The 20,504-nt window shown below is 70.5% G+C and carries 17 protein-coding genes and 1 tRNA gene; 9 read left to right on the forward strand and 9 right to left on the reverse strand.

The genetic code is table 11. The features are described from left to right. Positions 1–64: 64 nt before the first annotated feature. From INP57_RS16080 to INP57_RS16090, 3 genes are all read right to left on the reverse strand, one after another. Positions 65–1,045: a beta-ketoacyl-ACP synthase III gene (locus tag INP57_RS16080; RefSeq protein WP_200071028.1), complete on the reverse strand. Its 981-nt coding sequence runs from the start codon at positions 1,043–1,045 to the stop codon at positions 65–67. Continuing rightward, a complete protein-coding gene (locus tag INP57_RS16085; protein ID WP_200071029.1) occupies positions 1,042–1,992 on the reverse strand; it encodes an ACP S-malonyltransferase in 951 nt (316 codons plus the stop codon). Before INP57_RS16085 ends, INP57_RS16080 begins: the two co-directional genes overlap by 4 nt. 169 nt (positions 1,993–2,161) lie before the next feature. Then, positions 2,162–3,364, reverse strand: a complete 1,203-nt coding sequence (locus tag INP57_RS16090; protein WP_200071030.1) for a PucR family transcriptional regulator — start codon at positions 3,362–3,364, stop codon at positions 2,162–2,164. A gap of 198 nt (positions 3,365–3,562) precedes the next feature. Here INP57_RS16090 and INP57_RS16095 point away from each other — a divergent pair, with 198 nt between their 5' ends. The 3 genes from INP57_RS16095 (at position 3,563) to INP57_RS16105 (ending at position 6,635) form a co-directional block, all read left to right on the forward strand. Beyond that, complete coding sequence (locus tag INP57_RS16095; protein ID WP_200071031.1) at positions 3,563–4,507, forward strand: peptidoglycan recognition protein family protein; 945 nt, start codon at positions 3,563–3,565, stop codon at positions 4,505–4,507. A 49-nt stretch (positions 4,508–4,556) separates the two neighbouring features. Continuing rightward, positions 4,557–5,465 carry a dioxygenase family protein gene (locus tag INP57_RS16100; RefSeq protein WP_200071032.1) on the forward strand — a complete coding sequence of 303 codons (909 nt, stop codon included), beginning with the start codon at positions 4,557–4,559 and terminating at the stop codon, positions 5,463–5,465. Between the two features lie 78 nt (positions 5,466–5,543). Then, on the forward strand, positions 5,544–6,635 hold the full coding sequence (locus INP57_RS16105) for a maleylacetate reductase (protein WP_200071033.1): 1,092 nt from the start codon (positions 5,544–5,546) through the stop codon (positions 6,633–6,635). 57 nt (positions 6,636–6,692) lie between these two features. Here INP57_RS16105 and INP57_RS16110 read toward each other — a convergent pair whose 3' ends face one another. Next, complete coding sequence (locus INP57_RS16110; protein WP_200071034.1) at positions 6,693–8,459, reverse strand: FAD-dependent oxidoreductase; 1,767 nt, start codon at positions 8,457–8,459, stop codon at positions 6,693–6,695. 190 nt (positions 8,460–8,649) lie between these two features. Further along, positions 8,650–8,892, reverse strand: coding sequence for a DUF3263 domain-containing protein (locus tag INP57_RS16115; RefSeq protein WP_200071035.1), 243 nt, complete (start codon positions 8,890–8,892; stop codon positions 8,650–8,652). 371 nt (positions 8,893–9,263) lie between these two features. Here INP57_RS16115 and INP57_RS16120 point away from each other — a divergent pair, with 371 nt between their 5' ends. Beyond that, positions 9,264–9,902, forward strand: coding sequence for a nicotinamide mononucleotide transporter family protein (locus INP57_RS16120; protein WP_200071036.1), 639 nt, complete (start codon positions 9,264–9,266; stop codon positions 9,900–9,902). 211 nt (positions 9,903–10,113) lie between these two features. Here the strand turns inward: INP57_RS16120 and aceE are convergent, their stop codons facing one another. Next, entirely contained in the window at positions 10,114–12,876 is a 2,763-nt protein-coding gene (aceE, locus tag INP57_RS16125; RefSeq protein WP_233627641.1) for a pyruvate dehydrogenase (acetyl-transferring), homodimeric type, read from the reverse strand. Positions 12,877–13,162: 286 nt separating this feature from the next. On the opposite strand from aceE, the gene INP57_RS16130 reads away from it, so the two are divergent. The 4 genes from INP57_RS16130 to INP57_RS16145 all read left to right on the forward strand — a co-directional run bounded on the left by INP57_RS16130 (position 13,163) and on the right by INP57_RS16145 (position 15,006). Beyond that, a complete protein-coding gene (locus tag INP57_RS16130; protein ID WP_200071038.1) occupies positions 13,163–13,597 on the forward strand; it encodes a DUF3052 domain-containing protein in 435 nt (144 codons plus the stop codon). 120 nt (positions 13,598–13,717) lie between these two features. Next, positions 13,718–14,182, forward strand: coding sequence for a peroxiredoxin (locus tag INP57_RS16135; protein WP_200071039.1), 465 nt, complete (start codon positions 13,718–13,720; stop codon positions 14,180–14,182). Between the two features lie 67 nt (positions 14,183–14,249). After that, positions 14,250–14,321: transfer RNA gene (locus tag INP57_RS16140), tRNA-Val, on the forward strand. Positions 14,322–14,430: 109 nt separating this feature from the next. After that, complete coding sequence (locus INP57_RS16145; protein WP_200071040.1) at positions 14,431–15,006, forward strand: TetR/AcrR family transcriptional regulator; 576 nt, start codon at positions 14,431–14,433, stop codon at positions 15,004–15,006. A 55-nt stretch (positions 15,007–15,061) separates the two neighbouring features. Here INP57_RS16145 and INP57_RS16150 read toward each other — a convergent pair whose 3' ends face one another. Further along, complete coding sequence (locus INP57_RS16150) at positions 15,062–15,796, reverse strand: SDR family NAD(P)-dependent oxidoreductase (RefSeq protein ID WP_307850110.1); 735 nt, start codon at positions 15,794–15,796, stop codon at positions 15,062–15,064. Between the two features lie 234 nt (positions 15,797–16,030). Here INP57_RS16150 and INP57_RS16155 point away from each other — a divergent pair, with 234 nt between their 5' ends. Then, positions 16,031–18,463 carry a PEP/pyruvate-binding domain-containing protein gene (locus INP57_RS16155; protein WP_200071042.1) on the forward strand — a complete coding sequence of 811 codons (2,433 nt, stop codon included), beginning with the start codon at positions 16,031–16,033 and terminating at the stop codon, positions 18,461–18,463. A gap of 118 nt (positions 18,464–18,581) precedes the next feature. Here the strand turns inward: INP57_RS16155 and INP57_RS16160 are convergent, their stop codons facing one another. Together INP57_RS16160 and INP57_RS16165 are read right to left on the reverse strand one after the other, a co-directional pair. Further along, positions 18,582–19,325, reverse strand: a complete 744-nt coding sequence (locus INP57_RS16160; protein ID WP_200071043.1) for an SDR family NAD(P)-dependent oxidoreductase — start codon at positions 19,323–19,325, stop codon at positions 18,582–18,584. A gap of 62 nt (positions 19,326–19,387) precedes the next feature. Beyond that, a complete protein-coding gene (locus tag INP57_RS16165) occupies positions 19,388–20,404 on the reverse strand; it encodes a VOC family protein (protein WP_200071044.1) in 1,017 nt (338 codons plus the stop codon). Positions 20,405–20,504: the final 100 nt, after the last annotated feature.

The raw sequence follows: 20,504 nt of genomic DNA on the forward strand, positions 1-20,504 counted from the left end.
GGTTCCTTCCTTGTTGGTGCACCGCGGAGCTGCGCCCGCGGCGGTACTGGTGAGCGCGATCGCGCTATGGGCAGATGACGACCTGGCCGCCGTAGGACAGTCCGGCCCCGAAGCCGACCAGGAGCAGCACGTCCCCGCTGGAGATCTCGCCTGCCGACCGCATGTGGTCGATGGCGAGCGGGATCGAAGCGGCGGAGGTGTTGCCGGAATGCACGATGTCACGGGCGATCACCAGGTCGTCGCGGGCACCCTGGCTCTGCAGCTTCTTGGCGATCGCTTCCACGATGCGCAGGTTCGCCTGGTGCGCGACCAGTGCGTCCACATCGGACAGTTCGAGTCCGGCGAGTTCGACGGCGTGCTTGGCGACCGGCGCGATCTGCGTGGTCGCCCACCGGAAGACCGACTGGCCTTCCTGGTAGATGTACTTGCCATCGCGCAGGTAGATGGTGTCCACCAGATCGCCCGCGCTGCCCAGCGAGGCCGGCCCGATGCCGGGTTCGTCGGCCGGTCCGACCACGGCCGCGCCCGCGCCGTCGGCGAAGATGATGCAGTTCGCGCGGTCCTCCCAGTCCAGCCATTCCTGGAACCGCTCGGCGCCGATCACCAGCACCCGGCCCGCCGAACCGGCCCGCACCAGGTCCGATGCGGTGTTCAGCGCGTAGCAGAACCCGGCGCAGGCGGCGTTGAGGTCGAACGCGGCCGATGCGGTGATCCCGATCTGATCGGCGACCTGCGCCGCGGCGTTCGGGATGCCGCCGGGCATCGTGCAGGTGGCGATGATCACCTGGTCCACATCGGCCGGGGTCAGGCCCGCGTTCGCGATCGCCTTGGAACCGGCCTCGATGGACATCGTGACGACGTTCTGGTCGTCATCGCCGAGGCGGCGGCTGACGATGCCGACGCGCTGCTGGATCCACTCGTCGTTGGTGTCGACGACCTCGGCCAGGTCGTGGTTGGTCACCACCCGGTTGCCCTGGGTGCTGCCGAAGCCGAGCAGCTTGGTCGCCGCCGGGCCGGCGGACTGGCGCAGGGTGGGTGTGCTCACGCATCGCTCCCGGAGGTGTCGGCGCCGGTGCGGTCCGCGTCCAGCAGTTCGGCGACTTTGTCGAGGTCTTCGGGCTTTTTCAGCGCGACCGTCTTGGTGCCCTTGAGCTCGCGGCGCACCAGCCCGGTCAGGGTGCCCGCCGGGGGGAGTTCGACGACGGCTCCGACGCCGCGCTCGGCGAGGGTGCTCATGCAGGAGTCCCAGCGCACCGGGCGGGTGATCTGCTCGACCAGGCGGCGCACGATCTCGTCGGCGTCTTCCACGACCGCGCCGTCGGCGTTGGACAGCAGCGGCAGCTTGGGCGGCGCGGCCGCCGCGTCGTCGGCCTGCTTGCCGAAGGCGTCCCTGGCGGGGGCCATGAACCGGGTGTGGAAAGCCCCGGCCACCGGCAGCGGGCGGATCTTGGTGCCCGCCGGCGGTTCTTCGCCGAGCGCTTCCAGCGCGGGTTTGCGGCCTGCGGCGACGATCTGACCGGCACCGTTGCGGTTGGCCGGGTCCAGCCCGAGGCTCGTCAGGTGCTCCACCACGGCTTCCGGGTCGCCGCCCATCACCGCGGACATCGCGGTGGGCTCCAGCGCGCACGCGGCCGCCATCTCCCGGCCGCGCACCGCGGCCAGCGCGACCGCGTCGTCCGGGGAGAGCACCCCGGCGATGGCGGCGGCGGCCAGCTCACCCACCGAGTGCCCGGTGACCGGAGTGTTGGCGGGGATGTCGTGGCGGCTGGTGAGATCCTGGGCTGCCAGCAGGGACAGCGCCACCACCAGCGGCTGGGTGACGGCGGTGTCCTTGATCTCGTCGGCGTCCGCGGTGGTGCCCAGCCGCTCCAGGTCCAGCCCGGCGCGCTCGGACCAGGCCTGCACGCGAGCGCGGGCGCCGTCGAGTTCGAGCCACGGCGCGAGCATTCCGGGCGACTGCGCGCCCTGTCCGGGGGCGAGAAGTGCGATCACACCTGCCACTACACATGTCGCGGCGAGATCGGCGTGATGTCGCCACGGACGAAGTCCGGAGCGCAATCTTGTGGAGTGTCTACAACGACAGCCCCGATTCGGGCATCCTGGAACGCGAATCGTTGTTGAGGATGTCGGTCCGGTGACAGCTGGTTCAACAGCGGGAGAATCACCAGAGCCCGCGGGCGCGGGCGAGCCTGCCCACCGACAACGCCACTCGCAGCACCAATCCGTCGCGGGCGTTCGACGGGGTGCGCCCGGTCAGCTCCGCCACTCGCCGCAGCCGGTAGCGCACGGTGTTCGGATGCACGTACAGCTGGCGCGCGCAGCTCTCCAGCACGCCGCCGAGTTCCAGGTAGGTGTCCACGGTCTCCATCAGCGCGCCGCCCGCGTCGACCAGCGGCAGCACGATGCCCTCCACCAGCTGCCGCTCCGCCTCCGGATCACCGGCCAGCGCGCGTTCCGGCAGCAGGTCCTCCGCCAGCACCGGGCGCGGCGCGGTCGGCCAGGCCACCACCGCGCGCAGGCCGGACATCGCGTCGGCCGCGGAGCGGTGCGCCTCGGACAGGGTGGACACGGTCGGGCCGACCACGACCGGGCCCTCGTCGAACGCCTCGGTGAGCTTGGCCGCGGCTTCCTGCGTGGCCCGCTCACCGGAGGAACCGCCGAACACCACCACCAGGCGGGTGCCCTGCACGCCCAGCAGCACCGGGCGTCCGGCTCGGGCCGCGCGGCTGCGCACCTGGTAGACGATCGTCGGCGGGTCGTCGGAGGGAGCGGTGCCGACGACCACGGTGGCTTCCGAGCCCTGCTCCCAGCCGAGGGCGGCGGCGCGCGAGAGCAGCGACTCCTCCGGGTCGCCGCGCACGATGCCGTCCACGACCAGCGCTTCCAGCCGCGCGTCCCAGGCGCCGCGGGCTTCCGCGGCCGCCGCGTAGGAGGTCGCGGCCGCGAACGCGATCTCCCGCGTGTAGCGCAGGATCGACTCGGTGAGCGCGGTGCGCTCGGCGTCGTGCGCGGCCAGTTCCGGCAGGCGCTGCTCGAACACGTCGATCGCGGCCCGCACCAGGTCCAGCGTCTGGCGCAGGCTCACCCAGCGGGACAGGTCCTTCGGCGCGGCGCGGAAGGCTTCGGCGGTCAGCCGGATCGCCTCGGTCGGGTCCTGCAGCCAGGCGACGAAGTTGGACACTCCGGTCTGGGTCACCAGCAGCACGCTCGCGCGTTGATCGGCGGGCAACCGCCGGAACCACGGCAGCCGCTGCTCCATCGCGCCGATGCTCGCGGTGGCCAGGTCCCCGGAGGCCCGCTCCAGGGCGCGCAGCGTGCTCGCGGAGACCCGCTCGCCTGGATCACCTGCGCTTTCGGATTCCATGCGGCACAGAATCGCACGTCGGCCGAGCCCGTCGGCGAGGGTGCGGCGGGATGCGCTCGCGCTCGCCGGGCCGACGGCTACCGCGGCGTCGTGCAGGCTCCGTTCGCTGGTATTTCATCCGGTCGGGCGTGGTCAACGCGGCCGAAGGCGGGACAGGATGGCACGCACAGCACGCGCACGCGCGGGGGAGTGATCGACATGGCGTTGCCGCTGGTGTGGCTCGCGGATGTGTTGCGGGCGGCCGGACTGACCGTCCAGGAGACGCCCGGCTGGCAGCAGCGCGCCGCCGACTCCGGTGATCCGCCGGAACCGGTGGGCGTGCTGGAGCACCACACGGCCACCGAAGCCTCCTACGAGAACCCGGCGCCCAGCCTGGACCTGGTCGTGGAGGGACGCGAGGACCTGGCCGGTCCGCTGTGCCACGGGCTGATCGGGTTCGACGGGGTGGTGCACCTGATCGCCGCGGGCCGCGCCAACCACGCCGGACGGGCCAAGGAATCCGGGCCGGTGCCCGCGGGTGACGGCAACGTGCTCTACGTCGGCTTCGAGTGGGACTACCAGGGCGTCGAGCAGGGGCCCAGCCCGGAGCAGTGCTCGGCAGCGCTGACCGCGACCCGGGCCGTGCTGGAGCACCTCGGCGCACCGCCCGATGCGGCGCGCGGCCACAAGGAGACCAGCATCACCGGCAAGATCGACCCCGGGCACGTGGATCTGGAACGCTTCCGCGCCGAACTGGCCAACACCCGACAGGAGGACGCCGAGATGACCCCTGAACAGGACGCGATCCTGCGCCGCATCGAGAACGAGCTGCTCGGGCCGCGCGGACCGGAGGGTCAGATCACCGGGTGGAACACCATGCTCGGGCCGCGCACGCCGGTGGCGATGCTGGTGGACCTGGTCAACGTGCTGGTCGCGCGGGAAACGCCCGCTCCGCAGCAGAGCCCTCCCCAGCAGCAGGACGGGCAGGCCGCTCCCGCCGGTGCGGTGCCGCAGCAAGCGCCCGCGCAGGACCCGGAGGCGATCAAGGCCGCGTTCACCGCGCTGCCGCCGGAGCAGGCGGCACCGCTGCTGGCCGAACTCGTGCGCATCCAGGAATCCCGCCAGCTCTCCCCGGAGCAGCAGGCCCGCGCCACCAACCCCTGATCGCGGTGCCGCACGAGCCGACCGCGCACGCACGAGAAACGACGGACCCATGACCGAACCGACCACCGGACGTCCCTCGGCCCTGTTCGACGAACAGCGCTCTGCCGAGATCGTCGCGGGCAGCTTCGCGAACACCCCCGATCCCCGGCTGCGCGCGGTGCTGACGAAGCTGGTCGAGCACCTGCACGGCTTCGTCAAGGACGTCGAGCCGACCCCGCAGGAGTGGCAGGCGGCGATCGGTTTCCTCACCGAGACCGGCCAGACCTGCACCGACACCCGGCAGGAGTTCGTCCTGCTCTCCGATGTGCTCGGGGTGTCGATGCTGGTCGACACGCTGAACCAGCGCAGCGGCGCGGAGCTCACCGAATCCACTGTGGAGGGACCGTTCCACGTGGTGGATTCACCGCCGCGCGAACTCGGGGACGACATCGACCAGCAGGGCAAGGGAGAGCCCTGCCTGGTCACCGGCCGCGTGCTCGACCCGGCGGGCGAACCCGTCGGGGGCGCGAGCGTCGACGTGTGGCAGGCGAACGACGAAGGCTTCTACGACGTCCAGCGGCCCGGCGAGCTGCCCGAGCACAACCTGCGCGGGCTGTTCACCACCGACGAGGACGGCCGGTTCTGGTTCCGCAGCATCGTGCCGAGGCACTACCCGATCCCGGACGACGGCCCGGTCGGCGGGATGCTGCAGGCCACCGCGCGGCACCCGAACCGCCCGGCGCACATCCACTTCGAGGTCTCTGCGCCGGGGATGCGGACGTTGACCACCCACATGTTCGTGGCGGGGACGCCGTACCTGGATTCGGACGCGGTGTTCGGCGTCAAGCCCAGCCTGATCCACGAGTTCGCCACGGTCGACGACCCGCAGCGGGCCGCCGAAGCCGGCCTGCCGGTCCCGTTCCGGTGGGTCGACTTCCCCGTCACGATCGACCGGCTCGAACCCGGCGCGCAAGAATGAGCGCGGAGGCCGGCGCCGTCGACGTGCCTGCCGCCGGCAGCAGTGCCCGGGCCGGGGAAGACGCTGAACGAGGAGACGATGGCAGACCGCGCCACTGACGAGGCGGCCGCAGTAGCCGTGCACGAAACCCTCGCGACCCGGGTGCTGCTCGGCCGAGGATCCAGCGAGCGCATCGCCGACGAAGCCGCGCGGCTCGGCGCGCGCCGGGCGCTGCTGGTGGCGGCACCGTCCGCCGCGGATTCCGCGGACCGGGCGGCCGAAGCGCTCGGGCAGCGGCTCGCGGCGCGTTTCGATCGCCCGGCCCCGCACACGCCGGTGGCGGTGACCGCGGAAGTCATGCAGCTCATCGGAGCCGGCGGTGCGGACTGCGTGGTCGGGATCGGCGGCGGCTCGGCGATCGGCCTGGCCAAGGCCGTCTCGGCGCGGACCGGGGCGTCCCAGATCGCGGTGCCGACCACCTACTCGGGCTCGGAGGCCACGCCGGTGCTGGGCGAGACCGAGCAGGGCGTGAAGACGACTCGCCGCGATCCCGCGCTCGCCCCGGGCACGATCGTCTACGACCCCGATCTCACGCTCGCGATGCCGGTCGGCCTGACCCGCACCAGCGCCGTCAACGCGCTCGCGCACGCCGTCGAGGCGTTGTGGGCACCGGAAACCACCCCGGTCACCCGCGCGCTGGCCACCGAGGCCGCGAACGGAATCCTCGAAGCGCTGCCGGACGTGCTCGTCGCCCCGGAGGACCCTCAGGCCCGGGAACGCCTGCAATCGGCGGCTTGGCTGGCGGGCAGCTGCCTGGCGCAGGCCCGGATGGGGCTGCACCACCAGCTCGCGCACGCACTCGGCGGAACCTTCGACCTGCCGCACGCCGAGCTGCACACGATGTTGCTCCCGCACGTCATGGCGTTCAACCGGCGGTCCGCTCCGGCCGCGTTCGACCGGTTGGCCCGGTCTGCCGGTCCGGATCCGGTCGTGGCGGTCGCCGACCTGGCCCGCGGGTACGACGGGCCGAGGTCGCTGGCCGAGCTGGGCGTCGCGCGGGAGCAGCTGCGCGGGATCGCGGAACGGGTGGTGGCCGGTCCCTACCCGAACCCGCGGCCGCTGACCGTGGACGCGGTCGCCGAACTGCTCGACGAGCTGTGGCAGGGCAAGTTCCCCACCGGTGTCCGGTAAGGCGCGCCGGTCGTCTCGTGGCGCGCCGTCGCGCGACCGCGCGATGTCGAGCCGCGATCAGGCTCGGCCGAGCACCTGCGCCACGACGTCGGCCAGCACCGATCCCGCATCCGCGGGCAGCCCGGTCGTGCGGTAGCAGACGAAGTTGTCCGGTCGCACCAGAAGCGCGCCGGGCTCACCGAGCCCGTCGTCCTCCAGGATCCGTGCCCAGTCGCCGTACGGGTCCTCGTACCTGCATCCCGGTCCGATCACGGCTACTTCGATCCGCACGCCGAGCCGTTCCGCGACGGTTTCGGCCGCGTCCTGCCAAAGTTCCCCGCCGAGCCCGGTGAGCAGGGCGAACCGGCCGCTGCCGCCGATGTCCAGAGTGGACATTTCGCGGCCGGCCGCGGTGAGCCAGGCGTGCGGCAAGTGCGCCCCGGGCGCGGTGCAGGGCAGGTGGTGCAACTCGGTGTCCGAGGCGGAATCCAGCGGGTCGGCCCCGCCCTGCTCGTCGGGGACCACCGCGTTCGAGCGGTACCGCTGGTTGAGCTCCACGCCGTGCGCGTTGAACTCGTAGGTCTTGAAGGCGATCGCCTCGCGCAGCTCGCGGCGCCGCTTCTCGGCTTCCGGCGTGGTCTCCCGCAGGCTTTCGATCGCGGAGCGCACCTGGTCCGCGTCGGTCGCCGCGCCGGCCTGCAGCGCCTCGAAGATCCACGAGGTGTCCGCGATCGACTGGTTCGCGCGATCCACCACCTGCCTGCCGATCGGCGCGCGTTCGGCCGTGTAGCTCTCCAGCAGCGCCGGGCTCGCCGTGCCGCGCAGCACGTGCGCGAACTTCCAGGCCAGGTTGTAGGAGTCCTGGACCGAGGTGTTCGACCCGAGCCCGTTCGACGGCGGATGCCGGTGCACCGCGTCGCCGCCGCAGAACACCCGGCCCGCCGAGTACACGTCGGCGGACTCGTGGTTCACCGTCCACGCCGAGCTCTGCACGATCTCGACGTCCAGCTCCGGGTCGCCGACGAGGTCGCGCACGATCTCGCGGGTGTAGGACTCGGACAGCTCCGGCGCGCCCTGCTCGATGTCGTAGCCCCACATCGCCATCCACAAGTTCCACGGCCGCACCATGCGGATGGTGCCCATGCCGAGGCCGCCGACGGTGGAACCGGGCTGCAACATCCAGTACAGGACGCTCGGGCGGTGCGCGACGTACTGCGACAGGTCGGCGCGGAAGACGATGTTCATGCTCCCGGCGACGCCGGAGCGGCCGGTCATCGGCAGCTGCGAGTTCTTCGCGACCAGGCTGCGCCCGCCGTCCGCGCCGTAGAGGTAGCGGGCGCGGATGGTGTACTCGTCGCCGCGCAGCCGGTCCCGCACGCGGACCTCGACGCCGTCGGAATCCTGGGTGTGGCCGAGGTATTCGGTTTCCATCCGGACTTTGCTGCCGCCCGCGACGGCCGCGTCGACCAGCACCGGCTCCAGCAGGTACTGCGGCATGTCGCAGATCCGCGACGGGCTGGCCAGTTCGTGCGCGGCCTGCACGAGCGGTTCGTTGCCCCAGGAGCGCACCCGGCCGAGTTCCGCACCGGCCAGCGAGGTGCAGTAGGTCGTGGTGCCGATCAGGTGCTGCGGGGTGGCCTGGGCGCGGACCTGCTGCTCCACGCCGAGGTCGCGGAAGATCTCCATCGTGCGCTGGTTGGTGATGTGCGCGCGTGGTTCGGCCGCCAGGTTGCCGTAGCGGGTGATGACGATGTTGTCGATGCCGTACCGGCTCAACGCCAGCGCCATGGACGCGCCCGCCGGGCCGCTGCCGACCACCAGGACGTCCGTTTCGACCGTGGCCACGCCGACTCCTTCCGCCGCGGTGCCGGGATGGTCCCGGCGACGTGGCGGACATCTTGTCCCAAGATCAACTTCCGCGCTAGAGGTTCGCGGTGAGACTTCCGCGACGAATTTCCGGATTGCCGGAAGTGCCTGGGATGTGGTCGGCGTACGGCGGCGACGCCTCGCGCACCGCCCGAACCGGCATCCGGGCCTAGCTCGCGCGCGGCGGAGTGGAAGTGCGGCCCTGCGCGCGCTCGGCTCGCCTGCGTAACAGGCGGTTGACCAGCACCGGGTACTGGGCGAGCGCCTCCGGCTCGTCCAATAAGCGATTCAGCCGCTGGTAATAGCGAGCGGGCGACATCCCGAACTTCTCCTGGATGAGCCGCTCCTTGCTGCCGCGGTGCCGCCAGAACTCGCCCTCGAAGATCAGGATGGCGCGATCGGTGTCGTTCATCCCGGGCGCCCCCTCCGGTCGAGTCTGCGGCTTGTCGAGTCTGCGGCTTGTTCGATCGCCGGCCGAGGTCAAGTCTAACCGCAAGCGCACGAGTGTTCGATCAGCCGATCGGAGTCTGTGATCCGAACCACCCGAATCCGCCGGAACAGCCGTGCGGGCGGACGATGTTGAGCACGGCAGGAAACGCGCGCTCCGGGGCGCGGTGCGAATCCGAACCGGCGGATCGGCGAAACCGATCGTCCGAATAGGACGGACCCGGTGGAACTCCGGGACCGGCGGTGCGAGTGCGGCCGGGAGGCGGCGCACGGGCGCGGCGGCGGGTGCGTCCCGCAGCGCCCGCCGCGTTCCGCGCCGTGTGGAGGGAGCAGGTCGTGCGGGTCGTCGCGGAATGGTTGCTGGACAACGGGATCACCGTGCTGGGCCAGCAGATCTCCTGGGCCGAGCTGGTCGGTCAGCTGTGCGCGCTCGCGGTCGTGTTCCTCGCGCAACGGCGCACGTTGGCGACGTGGCCGGTGCAGGTGGCCGCGACCGTGCTGCTGTTCGCCGTCTACGCGAGCGCGCACCTCGGTGGGCTGGCGATCCGGCAGGTCGTCATCCTGCTGATCTCCGTCTACGGCTGGTGGGCCTGGACGCGGCGCAGCGACCCGGTCTACGGCGTGGTGGTCCGCAAGGGCACCGCACGCGAGCGCTGGCTCCTGCTCGGCGCGCTGGCGCTGGCCACGACCGGTTTCGCGCTGCTGCTGAGCGCGCTGGACGCGTCGTGGGCGCCGTGGCCGGATGCCTGGATCTTCGTCGGCACCGCGGTCGCGTTCTGGGCGCAGGGCCGCGGGCTGGTCGAGTTCTGGCTGGTGTGGCTGGCGGTGGACGCCGTCGGCGTGCCGCTGCAGATGGCTTCCGGGCTGTGGTTCAGCGCGGCCATCTACGTGGTGTTCGCCGCGCTGGTGATCCACGGCTGGTGGAGCTGGAACCGCACCGCGAGGGTGCAGCGCGCGGCGCCTGCCCGTGCATGACCCAGCGAGGTTGATCGGAGTGAACGGCCTGCTCATCCAAACTGGTCGGACGAACAGGCCGGTCACTCACGGCCGCGCAATGGCCCGCGCCGACACGCCACGGACGAATCGAGCCGAGTGAACGGCGCCCATGCCGGGCGAAGGTCCGTTCACTCCGAAACGCCCGTGAGTGCTCGAGCGGGCTCGCGCCGAGCACCCGTGCGAACGGCCGTCAGGCGTCCCCGGACTCCGAAGTCTGCGGACCGGCAGCCTGCGCGTCGTGCAGCCGGTACTTCCGCACCGCCTCCGCGACCGTGGACTGCTCGACCTCGCCCCGCCGGGCCAGCGCGGACAGCGTGGCGACCACGGTGGACTCGGCGTCGACCAGGAACACCCGCCGCGCCGCTGGCCGGGTGTCGGAGAACCCGAACCCGTCCGCGCCCAGGCTCACCAGCTCGCCCGGCACCCACGAGCGGATCAGATCCGGCACCGCCCGCATCCAGTCGCTGACCGCCACGATCGGGCCTTCGGCGTCCTGCAGCGCCCGCGTCACGTACGGCACCCGCTGCTCGCCCTCCGGGTTGAGCATGTTGTGCCGGTCGACGTCCTCGGCTTCCCGCCGCAGCTCCGACCACGAGGTCGCCGACCACACGTCGGCCCGCACGTCCCACTCGTCGGCCAGCAGCTGCTGCGCCCGCACCGCCTCGGGCAGCGCCACACCGGAGGCGAGGATCTGGGCGGGCTTCGACCCGCTCTCGCCCTGGCGGTACCGGTACAGGCCCTGCAGCAGGCCGTCCACGTCGACGCCCTCCGGCTCGGCGGGCTGCTGGTACGGGTCGTTGTAAACGGTGAGGTAGTAGAAGACGTTCTCCGCCTCCTCGCCGTACATCCGCCGCAGCCCGTCCTTGACGATGTGCGCGACCTCGAACGCGTACGCCGGGTCGTAGGCCACCACCGCCGGGTTCGTCGCGGCCAGCAGCATCGAATGCCCGTCGGCGTGCTGCAGCCCCTCACCGGTCAGCGTGGTGCGTCCCGCCGTGGCGCCGAGGATGAACCCGCGGGCCATCTGGTCCCCGGCGGCCCACAGGTTGTCGCCGGTGCGCTGGAACCCGAACATCGAGTAGAAGATGTAGATCGGGATCATCGGCTCGCCGTGCGTGGCGTAGGACGTGCCCGCGGCGATGAACGAAGCGCTGGAGCCGGCCTCGTTGATGCCTTCGTGCAGGATCTGCCCCTGCTCGCTTTCCCGGTAGGCCAGCATCAGCCGGTAGTCCACCGGCGTGTAGGACTGCCCGAGCGGGTTGTAGATCTTCTGCGACGGGAACATCGAGTCCATGCCGAACGTCCGCGCCTCGTCCGGGATGATCGGCACGATCCGCGGACCCACCTCGGAGTCCTTGGCGAGGTCCTTGAGCAGCCGGACGAAGGCCATCGTGGTGGCGACCTCCTGCTTGCCGGAGCCGCGGCGGACCCCGTCGTAGACCTGGTCGCCCGGCAGCACCAGCGCCTTCGACTTCACCCGCCGCTCCGGCAGGTAACCGCCGAGCTTGCTGCGGCGTTCCCGCAGGTACTGGATCTCGGGGGCGTCCTCGCCCGGGTGGTAGTACGGCGGCAGGTAAGGATCGGCGTCGAGCTGCTCGTCGGAGATCGGGATGCGCAGGCTGTCCCGGAACAGCTTCAGGTCGTCCAGCGTCATCTTCTTCATCTGGTGCGTGGCGTTGCGGCCCTCGAAGTGCGCACCCAGGCCGTAGCCCTTGATGGTCTTGGCGAGGATGACCGTCGGCTGCCCGTGGTGCTCGGTCGCGGCCTTGTACGCCGCGTAGACCTTGCGGTAGTCGTGCCCACCGCGGCGCAGCGCCCACACCTCGTCGTCGGTGAGGTCCTTGACCATGTCCTTGGTCCGCGGGTCGCGGCCGAAGAAGTGCTCGCGCACGAAAGCGCCGTCGTTGGCCTTGTAGGTCTGGTAATCGCCGTCCGGGGTGGTGTTCATCAGGTTCACCAGCGCGCCGTCCCGGTCGGCGTGCAGCAGCGGGTCCCACTCGCGGCCCCAGATCACCTTGATGACGTTCCAGCCCGCGCCGCGGAAGAACGACTCCAGCTCCTGGACGATCTTGCCGTTGCCGCGCACCGGCCCGTCCAGCTGCTGCAGGTTGCAGTTGACCACGAAGGTCAGGTTGTCCAGGCCTTCGTTGGCCGCCACGTGCAGCAGCCCGCGGGACTCCGGCTCGTTCATCTCGCCGTCGCCGAGGAACGCCCACACCCGCTGCCTGCTGGTGTCCTTGATGCCGCGGTCGTGCAGGTAGCGGTTGAACCGGGCCTGGAAGATCGCGTTCATCGGGCCGAGGCCCATGGAAACGGTGGGGAACTCCCAGAAGTCCGGCATCAGCCGCGGATGCGGGTAGGACGGCAGCCCGCCGCCGGGACCGGCGTGCGAGTACTCCTGGCGGAACCCGTCCAGCCGGTCCTCGGTCAACCGGCCTTCCAGGTAGGCGCGCGCGTAGATGCCGGGGGAGGCGTGGCCCTGGATGTAGAGGTGGTCGCCGCCGCCCGGGTCGTTCTTGCCGCGGAAGAACCAGTTGAAGCCGACCTCGTAGAGGCTGGCCGAGGAGGCGAACGACGAGATGTGCCCGCCGACCCCGATCCCGGGCCGCTGCGCGCGGTGCACCATGACCGCCGCGTTCCAGCGCATCCACGCCCGGTAGCGGCGTTCGGTCTCCTCGTCGCCGGGGAACCACGGTTCCTGCTCGGTGGCGATCGAGTTGATGTAGTCGGTGCTGGTCAGCGACGGCACACCGACACCGCCCTCACGGGCGCGCTGCAACAGCCGGAGCATCAGGTAGCGGGCGCGCTGCCGGCCGGAATCGCCGAGCATCGCGTCGAAGGACTCCAGCCACTCCTGCGTCTCCTCCGGATCGATGTCCGGCAGGTGCGAGGCGAGGCCGTCGCGGATGACCCGGACCCGTTGCGGGGTGCCGTCGTTGCGTTGCGCGGACAAAGGAAGCTCCTCGACTTGCGTGCGTTCGCGGGCCGTGTGGTGCCCGCCACCGCCATCGTCCCCCATATTCGTGGCCGGTGCGCACACCGTCACCGGGCGGACCCGGCACCGTGCTGGCCTGACCTGGACGGGTGCGCCTACAGTCGAGTTTTCACGCCACGCTCCGGCGTGTCGTGCGCCCAGCAGTTGCGCCGGAAGCGGTCGGCAGTGTTCGCTATCGGCCAGATCTGCCAAACCGGGTGCGGTGCTCGCATCGCACCGCCTGCATTGGAGGAGTGAGAACGCCGTGGTGGCCGCGGGAGACGCCGGCAAGAGCGAAGTCGACGTCGCCGAAAGGCTCGACATCGAGCCGGAGATGGTCGTTCAGGAGATCGGTTGGGACGAGGACGTCGATGACGCCATTCGTGCCTCCATCGAGGAACGTTGCGGGAGCGAACTGCTCGATGAGGACGCCGACGAGGTCGTCGACGTCGTGCTGCTGTGGTGGCGCGACGGTGACGGCGACCTGACGGACACGCTCCTCGACGTCATGACGCCCCTGGCCGACGAGGGGGTGATCTGGGTGCTCACGCCGAAGACCGGCCGGGAAGGCTACGTCGAGCCCAGCGACATCGCCGAGGCCGCGTCCACGTCGAACCTGGCCCAGACCTCCAACGCGAATCTGGGAGACGCCTGGATGGGCACCAGGCTCGGCTATCGAAAAGCCAAGTCCAAGCGCTGAGGACGGGCGCAACATCCGAACCGGGGCACCGGTGGCCGCTGTGCCACCGGTGCCCCGGTGCGTCCGGCCGGTGTAGGTTCGGCGGCGTACGTGCTCACGGCCGAACAGAAGGGTGCGCGCATGACGGTCGAGGTCGGCGCCGAGGCTCCGGACTTCACGCTGCCGGACTACAACAAGGAGCAGGTCTCGCTGTCCGGTTTCCGGGGCGGCAAGAACGTGCTGCTGGTGTTCTACCCGTTCGCCTTCAGCGGGGTGTGCCAGGGCGAACTGTGCCAGGTCCGGGACGATCTGGCCGAGTTCCAGAACGACCAGGTGCAGGTGATCGGCGTGTCCGTGGACACCCCGTTCGCGCTCAAGGCGTGGTCGGAGCAGCAGGGCTACACCTTCCCGCTGCTGTCGGACTTCTGGCCGCACGGCGAGGTGGCGAAGTCCTACGGCGTGTTCAACGAGCAGGCGGGCATGGCGCTGCGCGGCACGTTCCTGATCGACACGGCGGGCAAGGTCCGCTTCGCCGAGGTCAACCAGCCCGGCGAGGCCCGCGACCAGAACGTCTGGAAGAAGGCCCTGGCCGAACTGGCCGACTGACTCGGCGCGGTGGCCGACCGGTACGGTGATCCGGCCGAACGGCCGGACGCGGGCCGGCCACCGTTCGGGGCGCATAGCTCAGCGGAAGAGCACTTGCCTTACAAGCAAGGGGTCGCTGGTTCGAGCCCAGCTGCGCCCACTGCCCTCGAATGCTTCGCGTGGCCGGCTGACCCGGCAGCGTGGGAGATCGGCTCGGGTGCCGATCCGGGTTTCTGGCCTGGTTGGTCAAGAACCCGTATCATCGCGGCGTGCCACGCCCCCGGGAATTCGACGAGGACTGCGTCGTCGCTGCGATCCGCCAGGTGTTCTGGGACAAGGGCTACGCGGCGACGTCGGTGGACGATCTGATGCGCGCCAGCGGACTCGGCAAGGGCAGCCTGTACGGAGCTTTCGGCGACAAGCACAACTTGTTCCTGCGGGTGCTGCGCGAATACAACGACGCGAACGACCGAATGCTGCACGAGCGGCTGGCGTCCGTGCCGCGGGGCATCGACCTCGTGCGCGAGTTCGTGCGAGGTCCGAGCTGTGACTCGGAATCCGCCCGGCGCGGGTGCCTGTTGGCCAACACCACAGCCGAGCTGGCGGCGAGCATGCCGGATGTTGCGGCCGAGGCCCGGCGCAGCTACGACGCGACCGCCAAGGTCCTGACGGAGGCGGTCGAGCGAGCCCAGCGCGAAGGCGACGTGGATCCCGATGCGGATCCCGGCCAGATCGCCCATGCGGTTCTTGCCGCCCAGCTCGGAGTGGTCGCGCTCGGGCGGACGGGCATGGGAGTCGACGCGCTCTCCGCTGTGGCCGAGTCCGCCCTGGGGCGACTGCTGTAGTGCACCGAGGAGCCACCTCACGGCGCCAAGTCGCCCGCAGGGCGGGTGACGGGCATCAGATCTGCGCGACGCCGCCATCGACGGCGAGCTCGGAGCCGTTGACGTAGCTCGAGGCGTCCGAGGCCAGGAAGGTGGCGGCCGCGGCGATCTCCTCGGGTGCGCCGAGCCGCCCCAGCGGGGTCATTTCCTTGGTCTGTTCCCGAGCTTCCGCGGGGAGGAGATCGAGCAGGCCCGGAGTGGGGACCGTGCCCGGCGAGAGCACGTTGACGCGGAAGCCGTACCGGCGCGAGCTGTGGGCCCAGCCGCGGGCCAGGTTGCGCACCGCAGCCTTCGTCGCGGCGTAGATCTCCAGACCGTATGGAGGGCGCGTCGCGGCGCTCGACCCGGTCAAGATGATGGATGCCCCCGAGCGGAGCAGCGGCAATGCCTTTTGGACGGTGAAGATCGTTCCCTTCACGTTGGTGGCGAACTGGGCGTCGACCTGCTCCTCGGTGACTCCGCCGAATTCGGTCTCGATGCCGATACCGGCGTTGGCGACCACGACGTCGAGGTGCCCGGCCTGCTCGCGGACGGTTTCGTAGAGCGCGTCGAGATCGGCGGGCACGGCGGAGTCGCAGACGACGGCGGTCACGTTCGCGCCGAGCTCGGCGATCGCCTTGTCGAGCGTTTCCTTGCGGCGGCCGGTGATGAACACCTTCGCGCCCTCGTCGCGGAACGCCCGCGCGATCTCGAGCCCGATGCCGCTGCTGCCGCCGGTGATCACCGCGGTCTTGCCGGTCAGGACGGCCACGCCGCCCACCTCCCTCATTTATGGACCATTGCGTCCATAACTCTGCCCGATCTGGACTGAGCGGTCAATAAAGGTGGCGCGCGCCACCATGCACCGGGCGGCGGGCTCTGGGCGGATCGATATTGACCGGAGCGGTTCCGGGAGTAGCATCCGGCCATCGGCTTTGCCGTGGTGTGCCGGGAAGTCTGGTCGGCGTGTTGAGACGTGATCGCCGTACGAGACGGGAGCCGCGCGATGGCGACCGGCAATGATTCCCAAGTGATCGAACTCGCGCAGATCGACGCGAGCATGCTCGGGCTGGTCGGTGGGAAAGCCGCCGGCCTGGGTGAGTTGATCAAGGCCGGCTTCCGGGTGCCGCAAGGGTTCTGCTTGACCACGCGAGCGCACGTGACCGGTGAGATCCCGGAAGGGGAAGTCCTCGACGCCTACGCCCGAATCGGCGGCGGACGGGTGGCGGTGCGTTCCAGCGCCACCGCCGAGGACCTGCCCGATGCCAGTTTCGCGGGGCAGCAGGAGAGCTTTCTCGACGTCAGCGGTGCCAGTGAGCTGCTCAACGCGATCCGCCGCTGCTGGGATTCGTTGCACTCGGATCGGGCGGTCGCCTACCGCGAGGCCAACGGTGTCGGCCCCGACGTGCACATGGCCGTGGTCGTGCAGCGAATGGTCGATGCGAAGGCCGGCGGGGTGTTGTTCACCGCGAACCCGCTCACCGGGACGCGGACGGACATGGTCGTGGACGCGGTTTCCGGATCGGGCGAGGCGGTCGTCGACGGGTCCGCCATCGCCGATCACTACGTCCTCGACGGCACCCCGCCGCGGGCGGACGGTTGCCTGGACCGCGACCAGCTGGAGCTGCTGCGCGAAGCCGGGGCCGCGGTGCAGGAGAGCTTCGGCTGCCCGCAGGACATCGAGTGGGCCATCGCCCGGGACGGCGGGCTGTGGCTGCTGCAATCCCGTGCCATCACAACACTTTTCCCGCTGCCGCCGGAAACCGATGACTTGCGGGTCTACTTCGAGATGGGCCACATGCAGGGAATGCTGCGGCCCTTCACCCCGGCGGGGATGTCGGCGCTGACCCGTGGCGCGAAGCTGTGGATGGACTCCGCCGGGCTCTCGGGCGGTGCGTTCGGCGATGCCATGGGGATCGTCCCGGTCGGCGATCGGTTGTTCATGGACTTCTCGGACCTGTTGCGCAACAAGCGAATCCGGTCGCGACTGCCGCGGATGATGGAGGTCTACGGGCCGCGCAACGTCGAGATCGTGCGGCGGCTGCTGAAAGATCCGCGTTTCGCGCCGACCACCGGTGGTCTGCCCTTCCCCGTTGCGCCGCTGCTCAAGAAGGGGCTGCGGGTGCTGCCGAAGGCGAAGTTCGAGTTCATCCGGATCATCGCCTTCCCCGCAGCCGCGCGCGAACGCGCTTTCCGGACCACCGAGAAGCTCAAGCGCCGGGCCGTGGCACCGGAATCCGCGAGCACCGCCGAGCGGCTGCGTTTCGCCGAGCAGGTGCAGCGGGACTTCATGACGGCGTCCGAGGTGATCTGGCCGCTGTTCATCGGAATCGTCGTCAGCCAGTTCCCGAACGCGCTGCTCAAGGGCATCGCCACGGACGCCGAGCTGGACACCGTCCTGGGCGGGTTGCCGCACAACGTCACCACCGAAATGGACCTCGCGCTGTGGCGGCTGGCCGCCGACCTCGACGAGCCGGAGCGGGAACTGCTGCGGTTCACACCGCCCGCGGAGCTCGCCACCCGCTATCAGGCAGGCGAACTCCCCGACATCGGGCTGGACGACTTCCTGTCCCGCTACGGCCACCGCGCTGCGTCGGAAGTCGACATCGGGGTGCCTCGCTGGTCGGAGGATCCGACGCAGATCTTGTCGACCATCGCCGGCTACCTGCGGATCACCGATCCCGAGCAGGCTCCGGACCGCCGGTTCGCCCAAGCCGCGGAACGCGCGGAGGCCATGATCGACGAGCTCCACGAGCGCGCCCGTCGCAAGCGCCCGATCCGCGCCCGCCTCGCCCGGTTCTGCATGCGCCGGGCCCGCCGGCTCACCGGCCTGCGCGAACTGGGCAAGTTCGCCTGGCTGTACTCGCTGAGCTCGATGCGCGCGCAGCTGTTGCGCGTCGGCGAGGATCTCAGCGGGCAGGGACGCTTGGAGCAAGCCGGCGACGTGATGTTCCTGGACCTCGACGAGATCCGAGCGGCGGTGCGCGGAACCGACCAGCGGGCCCTCGCCGTTGAAAGAAAGTCCCGCCACACCAGGGAAATGCGCCGACGCGCGGTCCCGATCGCGGTGCTTTCCGACGGCACGGACCTGGAGGCGACGGGCGCGCCCGAGGCCGTCGCCGATGGCGCGATGACCGGTCTGGGCGCCTCCCCGGGCAAGGTGACCGGGCGTGCGCGCGTCGTCCGCGATCCGGCCGACGCGCGGCTCGAACCCGGCGAGATCCTGGTGGCCAGCACGACCGATCCCGGCTGGACTCCGCTGTTCATGACCGCGGCCGGGCTCGTCACCGAAACCGGCTCGCCCATGGCGCACGGTCCTACGGTCGCCCGCGAGTACGGGATTCCGGCGGTGATCTGCGTCCGGAACGCCACTGCGGAAATCGAGACGGGTCAGGTCATCACCGTGGATGCGACCTCGGGCACGGTCACTCCGGAATGAGGCCGTGCGCCCGGGATTACCCTGCTGGGCCGCGGCGTGTTCTTGCCCCGTCGGGAGCGGCGGCGTTCGTGCGAGCCCGACCGGGAATCGGCGCGTGCTGCGGAACGGTCGCCGGGCCTCAGACGTGGTCCGTCGGCCGGATCAGCACTTCGTTGACGGATACGTGCGGTGGTGCGAGCACGGCGTGACGGACCGAGTCAGCGACATCTTCGGGGGAGAGCTGGCGCATCGACGCCGCCCACTCGTTCGCGGAGCGGCGCGTGGCCGCGTGGGTGATGTGATCGCGCAGCTCAGTGTCGACCATTCCCGGCTCGATCACGATGACCCGCACGCCCCGGGCCGTGACCTCTTGACGCAGCGATTCGCTGAAGGCGTTGACCGCGAACTTGGTCGCGTTGTAACCGGCGAACCCGTTGCGTACGACCCGCCCGGCCAGCGAGGAGACCTGCACGAGCGTTCCGCGCGCCGCCAGTAGGTGTGGCAATGCAGCGTGCGTCAAGTACATCAGGCCGAGCACGTTGGTGTTGACCATCCGCGTCCAGTCCGAGGTGTCGGCATCCTCCACCGGACCGAGCAACATCACCCCGGCGTTGTTGACCAGGACGTCGAGCCCGCCGAGCGTGTCCACAGTGGATTCCACGGCGGCGCGGCAGGCGTCCTCATCGCTCACGTCGAGTGCGATGGGGTGGACGGTCGCACCGCTTGCGGTGAGCTCGTCGGCCATCGCCGTCAGCCGCTCGTACCTGCGCGCGGCGATAGCGACGGCGGCTCCTTCGCGGGCCAGGCCGCGGGCGATCGCGGCTCCGATGCCGGAGCTCGCACCCGTCACGAGCGCGACCTTGCCGTTCAGCTGTCCAGACACCGCAGAAATCCTTTCGCTGGGGAAATGCTGTGCGGAATGCGATCGTTCGGCGTGCGGCAGTGTCAGTCCGGCACCGGAGCCGGATCGGAGGTGGCGGCACCCGTGGTGCCGTCGTGCGGCGCTTCCACGGGAGGCGTGCCGTAGGTGAAGTACGTTTCCCAAGGCAGTTGTGCTCCGCCGATGGCCATGCCCACATCGATCTCGTCCATCGTCCAAGTCCTGGTTCGGAAATCCGGCTCCAGCACGAGCACCCCCGGGTCTCCGAACAGTTCCACCCGGTTGCCACCCGGCTCGAAGACGTACAGGAACGCTCCTTGGGAGATCCCGTGCCGATCGGGGCCGGCTTCGATGGGCACGCCCTGCTCCCGGAACATCTCGGCGGCGTCGGCGTTGTGCTGCGCGACGCCGTAGTAGAAGGCGACGTGGTGGAAGCGACCGAGCGCACCCCGCGCGTCCCGCATGACCGCCACCTCATGCCCGAGGTTGTTGCTGCTCATCCAGGTACCGACCTCGGCGTCGCCGTCGACGAGCCGTTCGCGGGTGCGCATCCCGAGCAGGTCCTCACAGGTGCGCCGGACGGCGCTGACGTCGGCGGCCATGAGGTTCAAATGGTCGATGCGCCGGACCGGAACCCCGTGCAACGGCTTCTTCGACGGCCGGGTCAAGATTTTGCTGCGCAGATCAGGAGGAGCGAGGTACTGCTCGGCCTCCCACAGCAGGCGGAGCTCGTGGCCGTCCGGGGTGTGGAAGCGGTATGCCGGACCGTGGCCGAAGTCGCCGTCGATCCACCCGTCGCCGAGTCCCGCGGCCGCGACGGCTCGGACCCGTCGGTGCAACGCGTCCGCGGACGAGGTCCGCAAGCTCGCGTGCACCATCCGCGGCGTCGGGCCTTCGGTGATCTTCAGGCTCCACGGATACGGGTCTTCGTAACCGCGCAGGTAGACCGATTGGCCGCGGCGTTCGGTCACGTACATGCCGAGCAGTTGCGTGAAGAACCACTCGCTGCCCGCCGGGTCCGGGGAGCACAGCTCGATGCAGGCCAGATGGGCGATCTCGTGGTGCGGACGGGTTTCGTGCATGGTCGGTTCCCTCGGGGTTGGTGGGGACCTTGCAGGGACTTCTGCGGACACGAGCCGCGGGCGCCCGCGGCAGCGACCCGCTCAGCGGCGTGGTCGCGGC

This window comes from Saccharopolyspora galaxeae, from assembly GCF_016526145.1.
Taxonomy (GTDB): Bacteria; Actinomycetota; Actinomycetes; order Mycobacteriales; family Pseudonocardiaceae; genus Saccharopolyspora_C; species Saccharopolyspora_C galaxeae.